Source organism: Nostoc sp. (genome assembly GCF_036917935.1).
Classification (GTDB): domain Bacteria; phylum Cyanobacteriota; class Cyanobacteriia; order Cyanobacteriales; family Nostocaceae; genus Nostoc.
On record NZ_JBALEL010000068.1, the window covers coordinates 137,629 to 155,462 of the forward strand.

Sequence of the window (17,834 nt, forward strand, 5' to 3'; positions counted from 1 at the left end):
CAAATACTCCCAAACTTCTAGCCTGTAGGCTAATTTGCCAAGGCATTGCTGACGAGGAGGGAAATCCACACGCTTTTCAAAGCATTGCTCAAGATGTCAACCGAGTAAATTTGCTAGAGTGAACACACCAGGATTTTTCAGTCAAATCTCTGAACTACGCCAGCAGACGAGGCTACCCATGCTTACAAGTACGCTACTTCTCTCGAATCAACTTCCCACTCTCCAATATTTCTCCACACCAGAGCGTTTCGATGAAACCTGGGAAGCCCCCCTGGCTACCCTTCTGGGACTAGGACGCGCCGCCGGTGCTGACTTCATCGAATTATTTTTAGAGCGTCGCAACTATATCAGTTGTCTTGCAGAAGATGACGCCATCACTAGTATTTCACCCAGTCTGTCTACAGGCGCGGGAGTCAGAGTATTTCGCGGCAAAGCTGACTGCTACGTTAGCACCAATGACCTTTCGTTTTCCGGTTTGAAAGCAGCCTTAGAAAAAGGTCTTTCTATCTTGGGATTACAACTACCTACTCCTAAAGCTTTTATCCCAGAAATCAACCTAGAATTACTCAGAGATTACGCCACCAAAAGAGGTAAAGATGCATGGCTACCAGTGTGTAGCTCCATCCGAGAAATGGGAGAAATCCTCCTTGATGGTACTGCCCACCTGAAGCAAAAAGCTAGCCATATTCAATCGCGCCGTGCTACCTATTTCCGGGATTGGCAAGAAGTTTTAATCGCCGCCAGTGACGGGACTTTTGCGCGTGATATTCGCCTTACCCAATCAGTAGGATTTAACCTGTTGTGTGCTGATGGTGCTAATCGTACCTCAATTGGCGATCGCGCGGGTAATACTAGCGATGCCAACTTCTTGAGAACTTGGGATTCTCAACAAGCCTCTGAGAAAATAGCAGAATCGGCTGGAAAAATGCTCTACGCAGATTACGTGGAATCGGGTACTTATCCCATCATTATGGCCAATCACTTTGGCGGCGTAATCTTCCACGAAGCTTGCGGACACTTGCTAGAAACCACTCAAATAGAACGCAATACCACTCCCTTTGCTGACAAAAAAGGCGAAAAAATTGCCCACGAAAGTTTGACAGCCTGGGATGAAGGGCGCTCTGAAAATGCCTTCGGGACAATTGACATGGATGACGAAGGTATGCCCGCTCAAAGAACCCTATTAATTGAAAAAGGCGTTCTCAAAAATTTCTTAGCAGATAGAACAGGTTCTGCACGCACCGGACACCCCAGAACTGGAAGTGGACGCCGCCAAAATTATACCTTTGCTGCTGCTAGCCGGATGCGTAATACTTATATTGATTCTGGTGAATACACCACTGATGAAGTATTTGCCTCTGTTGATAAAGGTATTTACTGTAAAAAGATGGGTGGTGGTAGCGTTGGTGCTACAGGTCAATTTAACTTTAGTGTTGATGAAGCTTATTTAATTGAAAATGGCAAAATCACCAAACCTTTAAAAGGAGCAATTCTAATTGGTGAAGCCAAGGAAATTATGAACAAAATTTCCTTATGTTCCCAAGATTTGGAACTTGCACCAGGTTTTTGTGGCTCCGTCAGTGGCAGTATTTACACCACGGTAGGACAACCCCACATCAAGGTTGATTCTATTACCGTCGGTGGACGATAAGAATTTTAGATTTTAAATTTTGGATTTTGGATTGTGAATGAGCAGGAGTTTAAGGCTAGAACAAAGCAGCTGGCATTACGAGTTATTCGTCTAGTTGAGCAACTGCCACAAACTAGAATTGCTGATGTCATTGGCAAACAGTTGTTACGTTCAGCAACTTCAGTTGGTGCTAATTATCGAGCAGCCTGTCGAGCTAAATCAACAGCTGATTTAATTGCCAAACTCGGTATCGTGGAAGAAGAAGCTGATGAAACGCTTTACTGGTTGGAGCTTGTTATTGAATCTGGATTAATGACAGCAGAAAAACTAAAAAGCCTAATGCAAGAAGCTACCGAAATTCTAGCTATGACTGTTGCCTCAATAAAAACACTACGAGAAAAATATAAGTCATAACATCCAAAATCCAAAATCTAATATCCAAAATGGAATCGCTTCCAATCCAAAATCTAAAATCCAAAATCTAAAATTGACTATGCCGAATATCAATGAGATTGCAAATTCTGCCAAGGACAATGCTGATAAGCTTGGTATTAAGAAATTCGACATTTATGGCTCGACGATAGATGATACTAGCGTGCAAGTAGACCAAGGAGAGCCAAAACAAGTCAAAGCTTCAAATCGCTCTGGTGTTACTGTTCGCGTCTGGAATGAAGATAATACAATGGGTGTCACCAGCACCACAGATGTAGACCCCAAAGGATTGGAATTAGCTTTGAAAACTGCCTACGAAGCCAGTTTCTTTGGTGTTAAGGAAAATGTTCCTGATTTTAGTCCAGAGGCTACTACTGTTATTCCAAATCAACATCAGGACAAGACACCCCAAGCACCTGTTGCTGAACTCATAGAAAAATTGTTAGCAGCCGAAAAAGAATTACTGGCAGCTCATCCAGCAATTAAAGGTGTACCTTATAACGGTTTATCGCAAAGAGATATTGACAGGTTTTATCTCAATAGCGACGGCGCAGTGAGAACTGAATCTCACTCTTTGGCATCAGTTTATCTTTATAGCAAAACTGAAGAAGATGGGAAAAAACCACGCAGTGCAGGTGCTTTTAGAATCAACCAAAGTTTAGATAATCTAGATATTAATGGTTGCATCAAAGAAACTGCCGAGAAAACTATCAGCCACTTGAATTATGAAAAAATCAAAACTGGTAAATATCGAGTTGTTTTCTCAGCTGAAGCTTTCTTAAGTCTGTTGGGTGGTTTTTCTAACTTGTTCAATGCCCAAAGTATTTTAGACAATCAAAGCCTATCTACTCCTGATGATTTAGGTAAGCAAATTGCTTCGCCTCTACTTTCAGTTTATGATGATGCACTGCACCCAGCTAACGTTGGTGCAGAAAGTTTTGATGGCGAAGGAACTCCCACTCGTCAAATTTCGCTGATTGAAAGTGGCGTTTTAACAGGATTTCTTCATAGTGCAGGGACTGCTAAAAGGTTAAATGCCCAGCCAACGGGTAATGCTAGTATTGGTGCAAAAGTCAGCGTCAGTCCCAATTTTTATCATGTGTTTTCAACAGCAACTCCTGAGCAGGAGTTTAGCTTAGAAACTGCTGAAAATGTGATTTTTATCGATGATTTACAAGCTCTCCATGCTGGAGTTAAATCTTTGCAAGGTTCCTTTTCTTTGCCGTTTGATGGTTGGCTAGTTAATAAGGGTGTGAGAACGAGTATTGAGTCAGCAACTGTTGCTGGCGATTTCTTAGAACTCTTGAAGTCAATTATTTATGTAGAAAAAGAGCCAGAGTTAACGCCAGGGGGAGTTTGCCCAAAAATCTGGGTTAATGAACTATCGATTACCGGTGAATAAAACTTAGCAAGTGCAGAGTTATATCATGTCCGCTTGATTACTTATTAAACCCTAAGAACCCCACCCCCAACCCCCTCCCCGCTCTTCGAGAGGGGGCTATGATATACCTTATATGGTTAGCAAACGCTATAATTCTTAACTCACCATTAATATTCACCACCGATGCTAATGGCAGTATTAAATACATCAGCACCGCTTAAATCAATATTAGCCAAAACTGCGCCATCTACGTCACTATTATATAAACGGGAATTACTCAAATTAACGTTGGTGAGGTTGGCATTATTTAAGATGGTATCGCTGACGAATGCTTGTGTGAGATTAGCAGACTTCAAATTAGCACCAGTTAAATCGGCACCTTCTAAGTTAGCCCCTTCGAGATTAGCCCCTTTTAAATTTGCGTTTCTTAGGTCAACACCTATCAGGTGAGCGCCTTTGAGGTTTGCACCTGTTAAATTACATCCGGAACATTCTCTAGTTTCTAATAAGCGGCGGACAGGGGCGGGGTTTTCGGCTTTGACGGCAATGGGAGCAGCTAAAGATAGCGTGCTGAGTAAGGCTGCTGCCGTCAAAAAAATTCGCTTCATATTTACCTCCGACACTTCTAGAAGTCATTAAATTCTTAACTTCTACGATACCAGTGTGCCAAGATTCCAGTATTCTGTCCTCATGCGATCGGAGGAATATATAAGTTCGATGAGACTAGGTATTCTTCCATAAGCTAGTCCGATAGGAGTAAAATTAAAAGATTATTAGTAATAATTTTAGGTATATGAGGCTCTGCCTCCAATGAAACATTGAGTCCGCAGCCCAGATGAATGCATTCCCATGCAGAGTATGAGAACGAGGTAAGCCTGATAAAGCTTAGGTTTTTAGGACTTGTGTGTACACCATCGGCTTGTGGGGAGGGCAGACAAAGTGTAGCTTTGACTCTTTTTTTTGGGGTTCTTGGGTTTTAGTAAGTAATCAAGCGGACATGGGCAACGAGTATATACATCCATAACGTTGATCGATTTACTGCTACTATCTACGGGTAACTGAAAGCCGCTTTGTTTAATCAATTTGCACCGAAAGAGAAAAGCAAGCGGAGAAAAACGAAAATCACTGATCTAGGCTTTGATGAAAATGATCTTTGGATTGCTGCTGTAGCTCTCACGGTCTTACCATTGTGTCAGCCGACAGTGACTTTCAGCGTATTCAGCAAGTAAGGGCATTGTCTGTTGAATTTTGGCTATAACCCTATGTAGCTTTTATACAGGGCAAGTCGCTTAGGCGGCAACCGCCAAAAAGTTCTAAGCCGGGGAAAGATGTATCAGACTTGAATAAGTATTAGAGGTGGCTGTAATGCCGACGATTCATTTGGTAGATGGTGAAAAAGGCGGGGTAGGAAAATCTCTCTTTACCAGGACAATGATTCAGTATTGTCTGGATAAGAAAATCCCGTTTGTAGCAGTGGACACAGATAGGTCGAATCCAGATGTAGCAGAGGTGTATAAGGAGATATGTAAGTATGCTGTGTTTAGTGAGAATGAACGACAGGCAGATAAGGCAGATAGAATATTTGAGTGGGCGATAGAGAAGCCAGTAATTGTGAATTTAGCGGCACAATCGCATAGAGCAGTACAAGGGTGGATTGATTCTAATCAATTAATTGAACTTGGGAGTTCGCAGGGAGTGATGTTTTGCAAATGGTTTGTATCGACAGGAGGATACGACAGCATCAACCTGTTTGCTCAGTCAGTGAATACCTACGGCGAGAGAATCCCTCATATTCTGGTAAGGAATTTAGGGCTGTGTGATGATTGGGAACATATAGAGTCAGACTCAAACTTTCAGAAAATACTAAATAAATACAAGATCAAAATTATAGATTTTCCGAAGTTAGCATATAGAGAAAGAAACATAATTGACCAAAATCGCCTGACGTTTGCGGAGGCGAGAGAGTATAAAGAATTTGGGATAATTGGGAGACAGAGAGTAATGAATTTTCTGAAGCTTGCTTATGGTGCTTTTGAGAGAGTAGGGATCTGGTATGAAAAAGTTGAATAGCTTTGCCCTAGAGAGCTTAATCATTCCAATGAATGATAAATCTATTGGAACTTGGTTTCTAACACCTCGGTCAAAGGAGCCAATATTTACATTATTTATTTATTGGAAGTCCCTAGAAGTAATTCAAACTGAGATTGTATTAAGCCTTGCCGCTACCTAATAGATACAACAACGCCATCCGAACAGCGACACCGCTGGTAACTTGTGATTGAATGAGACTAAACTCTGGGTCATCCATCAATTCAGAACTAATTTCCACACCACGGTTGACTGGGCCTGGATGCAAAACTTTGACGTTAGGTTTACAAAGTTGCAGTTTTGTGGTTGTAATACCAAATAGCTGATGATATTCTCGCAAACTTGGTAGTAAATGAGCCGTCATCCGTTCCTTTTGCAGGCGCAAAGTCATGACAAAATCGGCATTCTGCAAAGCTGGTTCTAGCTGCCAATGTAGAAAAAGTTGGGGAGTGGAATGTGAGGAAGTTGAGGAGTTTATCATCTCCTGACTCCTGCCTTCTGCCTCTTCCGAGATATACTTGGCGAATAATTTAGGTAAGAGGGTTGGTGGTGCTGCCAGATGCACTTCGGCACCACTGGCAATTAAACTCCAAATATTCGATCGCGCCACACGAGAATGGAGAATATCCCCAACAATGGCAATCTTTTTCCCCTTTAAAAGTTCCAGTCGCGGGCGATCTGGGTCAATTAGAGTAGTGATGGTAAATAAATCTAGCAGTGCTTGAGAAGGATGCTCATGTTGACCATCACCAGCATTGAGGACGCTAACTCGTACACCTAGACGATCCATTTCAGCCGCGATCGCATTTGGTACTCCTGCCTCTCGATGGCGGACTACCATAATATCAGTTCCCATAGCCAAATAGGTTTTCGCCGTGTCGAGAATTGTTTCTCCTTTAGTCATAGAAGAAGATGCTGCGGCAAAATTCAGTGTATCTGCACTTAAGCGTTTGGCAGCAAGTTCAAAACTGCTACGAGTCCGCGTAGAGGGTTCAAAAAATAAATTCGCCACCACCTGTCCCTGCAAGCTTGGTACTTTCTTCGTCCGCCGTGATAGAACTTCTTGAAAACTGGCCGCAGTTTGCAAAACTGTATCGTATTCAGTGGTAGTGAAGTCAGCTAGGGAGAGAATGTGATGACGATTCCAGGTGGTAGTAGGCATATTTGGGGACTGGGGATTAGGGATTGGGGGAGAAGAGGGAGCCGGGAAGAAGCAAGGGAGCAGGGAGCAGGGAGCATGGGAGAAGAGTTTTCCCCTCCGCCCCCCGCACCCCGCCCCTCTGCCTCTTTTCAATGCCCAATGCCCAATGCCCAATCCCTTCATGCTGGTAAATGGAAAACGTTTAAAGCTAAAGAAATTAGGCTGAGGAATGTTAAAAACCCAATTGTATCTAGCATTGTAGTCACTAATGGGCCACTAACCAAGGCGGGGTCAAGCTTCAGTCGTTTCAAACCCATTGGCAGTAAAGTGCCGAGTGTAACAGCCACGATTGTATTAGTTGCCATTACCATGCCAGCAATTAAAGCCACCCATCGTTCTTGGGGTCGCGCCCAAATTAAGGAAAGCAGGATCATCGTTGTGGCTAAAGCCAGAGCTGTACCTAAACCAGCTAGAAGTTCCTTGCGAAGAATTTTTAAGGTATCTTTGGGTGTTACCTCTCCTACTCCCAAGCCGCGAATTGTTACCGTTAATGATTGAATACCGACAGTACCACCAGTGTTAGAAAAAATCGGCATGATGACTGCTAGAACTGGCACTGCGGCAATTACAGATTGAAAAGGCGCGATCGCACTGGCTGCACCAATATACAGGCCCATGATCCCCAACAGCCAAGGCAAGCGGTTGCGGATGGTTAATAGGGGAGAGGATAAAGCTGCTTCATCACCACTGACACCCCCCAGTTTTTGAATATCTTCTGTGGCTTCCTCTTCCAAAATATCCATGACATCATCAATGGTGACGATGCCCACCAATCGGTCTTCCCGATCGACAACGGGGATAGCGATTAAGTCGTAGCGCTGCATAATTCGCGCCACTTCTTCTTGAGGGGTTTCTGTTGTTACCTTAATGACGCGATCGCTAGCAATATCCTTGATGAAAACATCGGGAAAGGTAAACAGCAATTGCCGTAGTGAAACTACTCTCACCAGCGTCCGGTTATCATCTGTGACGTAGGCGTAGTAAATCGATTCCTTGTCTTCGTCCTGACGGCGGATTTTGCTCAAGGCTTCGCCTACAGTCAATCCTTGCCGCAACCGGACATATTCGGTTGTCATCACCCGCCCAGCAGTGCCTTCTGGATAGCCGAGAATCGTTGCTGTTGCTTGCCTTTGTTCTGGACTCAGTTCCTGCAATAGCCGTTTGATTACCCCAGCAGGTAGTTCATCAAATAATTCTGCCCGTTCGTCGGGACTCATCTCTTCTACAAGTTGCACTACCTGGACATCATGGAGAGAATTAATTAGTTCTTCCTGCACCTCTGTCGGCAGATATTCAAATACATCAATTGCCTGAGCTTTGTTGAGTAAACGGAATGCGATCGCCCGTTGTTGTTCAGGCAATTGTGTAATGTATTCTCCCACATCCACAGGTTGCAAGCGATTTAAATCCCATTTCAACTTGTTTAAATCGGTAGTATCAGTCAGCAAATCACGAATATCTTCTGTGAGCATGATATATATCTCCTAAGTCTCCCCCGCGCTGGGAGACTTCCTCGCCACAGCTCAGAGGAGGTTGATACTGCCATCTTGTGGACTATGGTCCATAAAATTTCAACAATTCAATATCGATATACTAAATCAAAGCATTCCTAGTCATCATCCTAACCCGGAATAGCGCTCTCCGGTAGATACTGATAATTTTTTATATTTTCAGTAGCTTTATACATATCTTTAATGAGCTTAATACCCTGATTTTGGGAAAACTATTCCGTAATCATAGTAAGTTTTGCTACTTATCTTATCTGTGATGACTGGCGATCGCTAATAAATAACCATGCAGATGGCTAAAAAAAGCAGAGTCGTCTCCAAAAAATGGGTTAGGATTCTGCTTATTAGCAAATGCTAGAGGTTCAGTAATCTAAATTCACATACCCTTACTTGACTCTCGTTAACTAATTACTAAATCATAAATAGCTTCTAGCTTGGCAGTTTGCTTGCGAATATCAAAATTTTCGCAAATAAACTCTCGTCCTTTCATACCCATACTTTTAGCTAAAGCACGGTCAGACAAGAGAATATCTAATTTTTGGGCGAGAGCTTGATCGTCTTTTTCATCAACTAAAAAGCCAGTTTCTCCATCTAAAACAGCGTCAGGTATAGCGCTATGCCAGGTAGAAACTATTGGTAAACCAGAAGCGGCAGCTTCCAATATTGAAAGCGGTAAACCTTCACTATCACCGTTCTTTGCCGTTTGACTGGGTAGAGAAAATATTTCTGCACCTCGCATTGTTTTTTGAATTATTTCATAAGGTTTTGCCCCCATAAAATTTACTTTATTACTAATACCAAGCTCCTCTGCTAGAGTTTTTAATTTTTCAGTCATTATGCCACTTCCAATTTGGATAAGTGACACATCTGGATGCTTACTGGCAATCCGGGCAAAGGCTTTTAATAGGGTATCAATTCCTTTTTTTTCAGTATGTCTGCCTACACATAAAATATATCTTTCAGCTTTTGATTCACTTGCCGGAGCAAATTTTTCTAAATCTATACCACTATTTAGTTTAATAATTTTATCTTCTGGATAACCATATTCAATCATCTTTTTATACAAGAAACTAGAAAAAGCAATAAATCTAGATGCTTTTTGTTTTAATTCTTCTTCATGCAAAAGAAATTGATAAAATGCTGGATTACCTGACAGCCACATAGATCGACGTGAAACTGTGATATCAAAACCGTAAAATGTAACGATGAAAGGAATATTTAATTTTTCTGCCAATCGCATTGCGTAAATACCATCTGGGCCAAAATGCCCGTGAATTAATTTTAGATTTTTTAGCTCAGTCCCTTTTCCAAACATATTTGGGGAAGCAGTAATTATATGAAAAAACTGCTTAATTTTCAATAAGTCATTATTACTAATAGCAATATTTTCAAAAGGGATTTCTTCTAATATTTTACAAGTAATAAATAAAGGTTTATATCTTTGTAAATTATGAGCTTGTTCTCCAATAAAAGTTTCTGATACTCTCGGATAAGCTCGACGATACATCCCAACTGTTTTCATGGTGTTACTCCTATTTTAGATTAATATTTCTCTTTTTAAAAAATGAACAAGATATTGGGTAAAAACTTTTAAGGTAGTTATACATTTACGCCCTTGATTCAATCTGGCGCTGTGCATAAAATGGTAATTACCTGATTTATTAAAAACAGCACTAACAATACCAATTTTTAGTTTTTTAAAGCCCATACTACTCTAAATCAAGGCTTTAATTATTTATGTTACTAAGTCAACTAAGAATATTTACTGAAATCATTATTTAGTAAATACCTGAGCGTGTAATAGAGCAAACTAGGATTATGATGTAAATAAACCGATTAATTTTTTATGACTTACGCATTGACAGAGAAGCCAAAATAGCTATTATACTTTTTAAGGCTTATAGCTAGATTTTTTAACTACCTTTTTGCGATGCCTACGATTTTTGCTAGCTTACGCAATTAACAAAATATAGTTTGTTAAAGGCTGAATCGAGGTATTTATGTTAATGCACAAGATGATTTTTTTGTACAGTGCATAAGTCTTATTTTTTATCAAACCTTATTGCGTTGAGGATAGCCTCCCTTTCTTGACTGCAATTATTTGCTGAATATTTAACATAAACACACTAATTTTAAAACATATCTACATTAAAATTATATTTATTTAATATTATTTTGTAAAATAATGATTTAGTTTATACCAGCATAAGCATAACCTCGGAGTAATGATTTAGTTTAGACTAGCATAAGCTCATACTTCGGAGTTAGGCACTCTTGATTTTTTGATATCATCCCACTACTGATTCGGTGTACTGAATCAGTGATGGATTTTCAAGATCACTCTTGAGAGTTCCTCTTTCTATGACTCGACTTACTTGGAGGGATTTTTCCACCCACGCAGAGATCGATATTTCCAGAGGCGATTAACGTTCCCGTATGCCCTACGGTACGCAATCCATCTCAATGCCCCATTCCCCATCGCCCAAGTGTAAGAAACCCACTCCTTTAAGGAGTTGAATTCTGCAAGTAGTTCTGAATCAAATCATGAAAACATCCACCCAATTGCTAGTTCGCCTGGAGTCTTACTACATGTATACAAGTAGTATTTGGTATCAAGCAACTTCATGCGTAGTCACCGGGACGACGAAGAATCATAAATGGGTTGGCAGGTTTGACTTCAAAGCCGTGGTAAGGTGTTTGAGCTTTGGCCATCGCTTCAGATGCAATCCACTCAGGATGGTTATCTTGCCACAGAGGATGGCGTAAAATCAAGATTGTCTGACGCTTCTGATTTTGGTGTACATAGCCAGTGAGAGTCCCAAACTGAGTTGGTAAGCCGTAACCAAGCCGTTGAAGGGTAGCGGTAATTGGTGCATTTATACCTTGATATAGTTCAATCCAAGGATTTGGAATACTGCCGTTGGGGGAATTAAGGTCAATTGTAGATGAGGCTGATAATACCAACTGCGCCATATCTAAAGCCAATCGCCAATCTAATAACCCGTGATAAGCAAGGTTTTGATAATCTCGCAAACATAAGTTGCATGATGTATCACAAACGTTTCCATGTGGCTGATTTATCCACTTGCTGGCAATGCTACTAAGAATATTGGGATTCGCCAAATCCATCAATTTTTTAAATTCTTTTGGCTTTTCTAGAAACCGACAATATCCTGCCCCATTTTCTAGATGATCGCATAAAAAAGCCTGTCCGATCACAGATTCATTTTGCTCTAGCGATCGGAATCCTGCTTGCAACTCCATTGCATCCACATCTAATTGGGTTGCGGCTGCTACCCGCAACCAAAAAGCAAAGGAATACCAAGCAGCACGCCCGATAACTGTGGTTGGATCTGCAAAAATACCAGTAGGCCATTGTTCAATATTGACCAACAAAATATCCGTTTTTCGCCGAGATAACAACGCCACCCGATAGGCAGTACCAGAAGTAGTTACTGGGCCATTCTTATCTGAAGAAACTGCATAAGCTCCGGGTTTGGGCTTACCATAAATTAAGGCATTTTGAAAGTCAAATCCACCATTACCGCCGTTGTCATTCACAGAAATAATGTGGTCATTAAATGCAGATACGGTGGCGTTAAGGGTACGCTGGACATTGCCTACCTGGGCATTTACACTTAAAGATGGTCTGGTTGCGTTTGGTTGCCACTCAAATTGTCCATCAAAGTCTTCGGGTTGCAAGTTGGTAAAAAATCCCTTGGGTTCTCTAGCATCTAGACAACGCAAAGCATCCACCCCGCAGACTGGACAGATATCTTTTGGCGGTTCCTGATATCCTGGATGTGGTTTATTTAACAATTTATATGGATAGATCACCGCTTGACAGTTCCCACAAAGTCCTAAAGATTTGTTCTCTTGGGTGAGTGCTGGCACAAGTCCTGGTTTCGATTCTATATTCTTACCTTGGGGATATAATTCGACTACACCACAAGCTGTATGCACAGCTTTATCTTTGACTGTTTGAGAACGAGGCGCAAATTGGCTGAGGGCAATATCTAGATTCCGATCAACTACTCCCTCCGTTGGCGGCCATTGGTTAGCGCGTGCAGGAAAACGGGTGTAAAGCGATCGCACACGCGTCGGAAAGCCAAACATCGGCAATAATCCGGCATTTGCCAAACGTTCACTTAACTGATCCTGGGTGTAGGTCTTGTCTTCTACAACTGTTTGAATTTCTGGAATTAAATCATAGCGAAGAAAGCTCAACATTTGAGCATTGCTGGCATTCGCTAAGGCTGTCTGCACTCGCAAGCTATCTAATACTGTGATTATAGCTGGCTCATTCTGGCGATCGCGCAGCCAATCTTGAATATCCGGTTGGTAATTATTCCAGTCAGCTACATTCCCAAACTCACCGTGTACATTATCGCTACCTCCACTAAAATTTGTCTCTGCAAAGGCTTGCCGCAAGACTTCCTTAATGAGAACACGCTCAAAAATGGGAACGCTTGTCATATCGACATAAGGCGGCGGTGGCGGGTCGCCTGTGATGCTTTCCGGGCGTTGGAAGTAAAAATCATCGTGGCTTCTACCACGACAGAAGGTGACAGCTAAGGCGACTCCAGCCGAACGTCTACCAGCGCGACCAACTCGCTGTTGATAGTTGAAGCGACGGGGTGGCATATTTGCCATCATCACTGCCAACAGCGCACCGATATCAACACCCGCTTCCATTGTAGTTGTGACGCTTAAAAGATCAATACCTTGGACGCGGGCAATTTCATCATTGATAAAAATGTCTTGAAACCAGCGTTGGCGCTTAGTACGTTCATCTCGATCAGTTTGTCCGGTTAACTCGGCGGCGTTCATGCGGAAAGGCTGACCTGATTTTTCTGAAGAGAGATAAGTATAATAATCGAAGTCTCCCGTGGGTGTTCCGGCGGTGAGTTGCTGAGGATTTTTATTGGTGCTAGTACGGCTATTACATTCAGGACATAAGCCAGCAGCAGGATGCAGATAAAAAGCATTGCAGCGATCGCATCGATACCCCAAATGATTCGACGGTAACATTAAATAAAGTTTATTTGGATCTAGTGCCAAACTCCCACTAGCAGAAATTCCAGCTTGTGAGTTGAGTAATTGCTGTTGTATATCTTGAGTTTTTAAACCTGTAGACTCAATGTATTTTTGGGCAAAGCCGGGTAAGTTTTTATCTGTTCCAGGATAAAAAAACTTAGAATATTGGTGTCGGCGACGGATGCCCAATTGTCTGATGACTGCATCAGTTGCTTCAAGGATCTTAAGTGGTGTATTTTTTGGCGGTTGATAGCTGACCCACCCTTGCCCAAAACCCTCCATTGTGCGTACCATGTGATCGAACAATGGATTCATCAGTTCAGCAGTCAGCATATCTTCCAGTTTAGTAGCATGATCAGCCTGGGTTTGTGTAGCTGGAAAAATTTTTGTCACCGAATTACCAGACCAGTTGTAGCATTCAAACCAAGGATGTTTTTGCTGACCTTGATTTTGTCCAACCCAGTAATTCAAAGCGCGAAAACTCGAACCGCCGGGACAAATCCCACATTCTAATAAAGCATCTCTAACTTTTTGCCGTAATTCCAATAAAGGAATGCGTTCGGGGTAGCGTTCCAGTAAACCAAGCCATGCACTACTCGCCTGTTGATTACTGGTGGGTAAACCCATCACCCAGAAAAGCGCCTCTGTAACTAAGGTAGGATTAGCATTAGCAAAGCGATCGCGCCGAGTAATATCATCTGCTGCTTGGACAACAGCATTATAAAGATTAGCGTTTAAAGTCTGCAATTTAGCGAGACTAGCTGGGTTATTTGCAGCAGTAATATGCAAAAAGGCTATAAGATCATCCCAATATTGATAAAATGACTGGATCAGCAGTAGACGCACCATATCGCGGTAATGGTCGAGTTCCATTCCCGCAGCCAGTTTAGCTGCATCTTGGCGACTATCAGAAAATATTACCAACTTGCGAGAACTACCTAACCCTTTTTGAGAAGGTGCTGGCATTTCTCGTAACAGTCCACTCGCAATAACTTGACAAGCCTTTTGAAAGCCGGTGCGGTGGATACGTAAAGGAGTCGGGAATTTCTCTCTTCTACCGTAGTCTGCATCACAACGAGGACACTTTGTTGGTAGTGCTGGCTGATCTAAATCATCTCCCTTTACCTGATAAAGCCACCCTGGAATCTCATCAGGTTTCGGTGGTGTTGCATTCTGGAACAGTACGCCTGTTTGTTTGTCTAACTTTGCTTTCACCCACTGGCGTTTTATTTTGTCAGCAGTCCATTCTAGAACTTGAGGTTGTGTAGTCCACGCTGGTGTTTCTCCCGGTAATGGCCAAAATACCCGATAGTTGCTGTAACGTTGATTCATCACAACCAAATCGGGTATACCTTCTAAGTTCGGCTGATCTGGCGTGAGGATATCTACTGTAATGTTACTTAGCTTGCGAGTACTTTTGTATCCTCCCAAAAAGACATCGCCACAGACTTCGCAGACAATTAAATCGAGAACGCGGGAACCACAACCGCAGCTGAGGCGATGGTTAGCATGGATAGCACCAATCGTCGGTGGATCGGTTTGTCGCTGAATTTGATCAACTTCAACTTGGGTACAACTTGGGTTACAGCAAGCCCATAGGCTTTGCAAGTTGTGGAAAAATAGATGTCCGCGCACAGGTTGGGGCGATCGCCCGTTAGCCAATTTCGACATCCCCAGCGCTAACAGAAGTCCCCGCATGGAGTCAGAAACAAAATTTGTCGCACTCTGCAAATTTGGGAAAAGCTGCTGTTCTAAATCTTTGATATTTGTAGCGCGAACACTCCCATTAACCGCTTGACAAGCATCCCGCAAAGCTTCACCAGCATCTACAGTCGCTAAAGCCTCACCAAGTTTTTCTGCACTTGTTCCTGATGATGCTGAATAACCCAACTGGTTAGCTAAAGTTAATCTAGCGTTCTCTACATTCTGATTATTTATATCAGGTTGTGCCATTGATTGCAACGGATCTGATTGTACAGATTGAGCAAAATCAGCAAAAGCATCTTGGTAATTCACCAAAGATTTTCTAGCATTTACTTTTGGCTGTTGTTGCTGTCCAGTAATAAAAGCAAACTGTTTGTCATCACGTCCAAAAAATTCGCGCAGGAATTTTCTACCTTCTGGGTTATCATCCAAACTGGCTGTAGTCGTGATTATCCGCAGCTTTGGCGAATCTGGCGTTAAACCCAACCGCGAAAAAAGCAAGCGTAAAATATAGGCAACTTCCGTTCCCGGAGTGCCACGATAGGCGTGTAATTCGTCAATAATCAGGAAAAATTGCCGTTCTGGATGATTTGGTTCAGCCAGCCAGTCACGAGTTATATCAAAAATATCGTTTTCAATGCTCCGCATCATCATAATGTTGAGCATTGAGTAGTTAGTAATTAGAATATCTGGTGGAGTATCTTGCATATCCCAACGTGACCACATTTCCCCACCATCAAGTCGGGGAAAGTAGTAAGGTAAATCGGGATTTAAAGATAAATTAGCCTGAAGTAAATTTTGTTGCTGCTTGGCACACTCATCTAATTCGTTTCGCAGTCGTTTGATTTTATCAGGTGTTGGTTGACCCGGAATCGGAGTTTGTCCAGTGTAACGTCCAAAGGTGATGCGGTTTGTGCCGCGTTCTCTATCTAGCCAATCGTGTACTTCTGGCGCTTCTAGGGCTTTTCTCAGTCGTCTCAATTGGTCTTCTACCAAAGCGTTGAGGGGATAAAGTATCAAACCTCGCATGGCTTTGGGGCGAGTTACGTGTTTCCATTGAGAGACGCGATCGCCTTTTGCATTCCACCAGCAATGATGACTCGGTGCAGGCGGACTTGCTTCCCAAGTACTGGATTCCCATGCTAAATGGGCGAGTAGTGGCAATAAAAAGCACTCAGTTTTACCGGAACCTGTACCAGTGGTAACAACTAAATCTTTTTGGTTGATTAAGACTTCCTCTAAACTTTCCCACTGGTGTTGATAAAGTTCTATGCCGTTTTCAAACAGCATTTTTCCCAGTTGTGCCAAGTCATGGTATTTTTTAGGCAGTTGTTTGACAGCAGTTTGCAAGTCTCTCCCCGATGAGGGATAAATGGGAACTGGTTCAATTAAAGGCGGCTGACTTAAAATACCTAGTTGTTGCAAAAGGCGATCGCGTTCTGCTGCTAAAGAGCGATAACGTAATGGAAAGGCACTTTTAATATACAGCTGATAGATATGGTTAAGTCGTTGATACGCTCCAACTACGTCATGCACAGATTAATGCCTCTTCGTATTTAACATTCAGCTTTTGACTCAACTGATAGGCAACTTCCCCACCGACGTTTTGATACAGTAACCAGTTACCCTGATATGTTGGTAATTGTCCAGATGCCAGCACTAAAGCACGTTCATATATTTCAGGCCAGCGCTGCTTGACTGGTATTGCCAAACACTTTGTAGCAACATTGTAATCAGCTTGGCAAGATGCACCATGATGATGCAAAGCTAAAAAGCGCAAACCATACCAATCGCCTTGATGCCAAGTGTTAGTGTTTTGGTTGTAAAAAAGGGTGTAGCGAAGGTTTCGCTTCTCATCAGACATCTGATACATCCCTGTTTCGTGAGGAATACCGCAGATTTCAAAATCCTCACCGTCAAAGTGCTGCCATTCCCACTGACTCGGTACAATTCCCGGCATATTCCTGAGACTTTGCTGCCAAGTAGCGATATCAGGTAGAATTTGGGCAAGTCGTGCAGATACTTCACCCACGTTGATGATTGGAAAATTATTTGTAATAACATCAGGGTTATTGACCACCAGTTGAATACAAGGTGGTGCTTCCCCTCTGGGTTGATGAGTAATATATGCTACAACTCCATGTTCTTCTAATTGTCTGAGTAAGCTGATACTGCGTTTACCACACAGTATAAACTCTGAATTAGGCGAGTTAGTTTTAACAATAGTTGAAGGAGCCGCTGACCATTTGGAACCGTCTAGTGAAGACTCAATATGTCCTAATAAGCGCAACCGTCGTAAGATGCGTTTAGGTTCCTGAAGCTGGAGTGCATTGCAGCTTTTTTTAAAGGATTCCCAGCTACCATTGCCGAGGGTTGATAACCAGTATAGGAAGCGATCGCTATTTTGGGAAGCTTTCACCCAATCAGCATCAAAATGATTAATAGATTGTAATTCTGTCAATTCAAACGGGTTATCAGCACTGATATTTTCTCTAGGTTGGTAAGGAATAAGACTAGTATAATCATGAACATCATGACCTACACCAACCATAGATTTTATCTCTTCATAAGTGAAGCCGCGATTCCCTGTGATTGGGCGCTGAAAAAATGATAATTTCAGCAGACTTGTTTCTAATTCTATAGGTAATTCACCTAATTGGCAACTTTCAATTGCGAGAAAGAAACAAAACTCTTTCCGAGATTTAGCTCCCTTTTCTACTCGCAAAAGTGGTATGAGTTTACTAATATTTTGACGTTTTACTTGTTCGGAAATTTTGTTTATCAGGTCTTGTGGATTTCCCCGATAAGAAAATCCTTTATACCATCTTTGGACTTGTGGCATGATACACCCTA

Annotated in this window: 10 protein-coding genes and 1 pseudogene; 5 read left to right on the forward strand and 6 right to left on the reverse strand. The window is 42.2% G+C overall.

From position 1 onward, the window contains the following. The first annotated feature begins 178 nt into the window (after positions 1 to 178). The 3 genes from V7K62_RS30240 (at position 179) to V7K62_RS30250 (ending at position 3,464) form a co-directional block, all read left to right on the forward strand. Positions 179 to 1,651, forward strand: a complete 1,473-nt coding sequence (locus V7K62_RS30240; RefSeq protein WP_334870757.1) for a TldD/PmbA family protein — start codon at positions 179 to 181, stop codon at positions 1,649 to 1,651. Between the two features lie 33 nt (positions 1,652 to 1,684). Further along, the gene (locus V7K62_RS30245; protein WP_334870759.1) at positions 1,685 to 2,044 is read left to right on the forward strand and encodes a four helix bundle protein; all 360 of its coding nucleotides are present in this window, start codon (positions 1,685 to 1,687) and stop codon (positions 2,042 to 2,044) included. A gap of 79 nt (positions 2,045 to 2,123) precedes the next feature. After that, complete coding sequence (locus V7K62_RS30250) at positions 2,124 to 3,464, forward strand: TldD/PmbA family protein (RefSeq protein WP_334870761.1); 1,341 nt, start codon at positions 2,124 to 2,126, stop codon at positions 3,462 to 3,464. A 146-nt stretch (positions 3,465 to 3,610) separates the two neighbouring features. On the opposite strand, the gene V7K62_RS30255 is transcribed toward V7K62_RS30250, so the two are convergent. After that, a complete protein-coding gene (locus V7K62_RS30255) occupies positions 3,611 to 4,051 on the reverse strand; it encodes a pentapeptide repeat-containing protein (RefSeq protein WP_334870763.1) in 441 nt (146 codons plus the stop codon). Between the two features lie 426 nt (positions 4,052 to 4,477). On the opposite strand from V7K62_RS30255, the pseudogene V7K62_RS31700 reads away from it, so the two are divergent. Both V7K62_RS31700 and V7K62_RS30260 read left to right on the forward strand, forming a co-directional pair. Beyond that, positions 4,478 to 4,701: pseudogene (locus tag V7K62_RS31700) on the forward strand (type II toxin-antitoxin system VapC family toxin); the annotation flags it as partial. A 107-nt stretch (positions 4,702 to 4,808) separates the two neighbouring features. After that, complete coding sequence (locus V7K62_RS30260; RefSeq protein WP_334870765.1) at positions 4,809 to 5,513, forward strand: mobilization protein; 705 nt, start codon at positions 4,809 to 4,811, stop codon at positions 5,511 to 5,513. Between the two features lie 139 nt (positions 5,514 to 5,652). Here the strand turns inward: V7K62_RS30260 and V7K62_RS30265 are convergent, their stop codons facing one another. The 5 genes from V7K62_RS30265 to V7K62_RS30285 all read right to left on the reverse strand — a co-directional run bounded on the left by V7K62_RS30265 (position 5,653) and on the right by V7K62_RS30285 (position 17,823). Beyond that, a complete protein-coding gene (locus V7K62_RS30265; RefSeq protein WP_334870767.1) occupies positions 5,653 to 6,693 on the reverse strand; it encodes an aspartate carbamoyltransferase catalytic subunit in 1,041 nt (346 codons plus the stop codon). 158 nt (positions 6,694 to 6,851) lie between these two features. Continuing rightward, a complete protein-coding gene (gene mgtE, locus V7K62_RS30270; RefSeq protein WP_334870769.1) occupies positions 6,852 to 8,204 on the reverse strand; it encodes a magnesium transporter in 1,353 nt (450 codons plus the stop codon). Positions 8,205 to 8,640: 436 nt separating this feature from the next. Further along, positions 8,641 to 9,762 (reverse strand): glycosyltransferase, encoded by a 1,122-nt coding sequence (locus tag V7K62_RS30275; protein ID WP_334870771.1) that lies wholly within the window; start codon positions 9,760 to 9,762, stop codon positions 8,641 to 8,643. Between the two features lie 1,100 nt (positions 9,763 to 10,862). Continuing rightward, positions 10,863 to 16,517 (reverse strand): DEAD/DEAH box helicase, encoded by a 5,655-nt coding sequence (locus tag V7K62_RS30280; RefSeq protein ID WP_334870773.1) that lies wholly within the window; start codon positions 16,515 to 16,517, stop codon positions 10,863 to 10,865. Next, positions 16,510 to 17,823 (reverse strand): hypothetical protein, encoded by a 1,314-nt coding sequence (locus V7K62_RS30285; RefSeq protein ID WP_334870775.1) that lies wholly within the window; start codon positions 17,821 to 17,823, stop codon positions 16,510 to 16,512. The genes V7K62_RS30280 and V7K62_RS30285 overlap by 8 nt, the downstream gene beginning before the upstream one ends. Between the last annotated feature and the right edge of the window lie 11 nt (positions 17,824 to 17,834).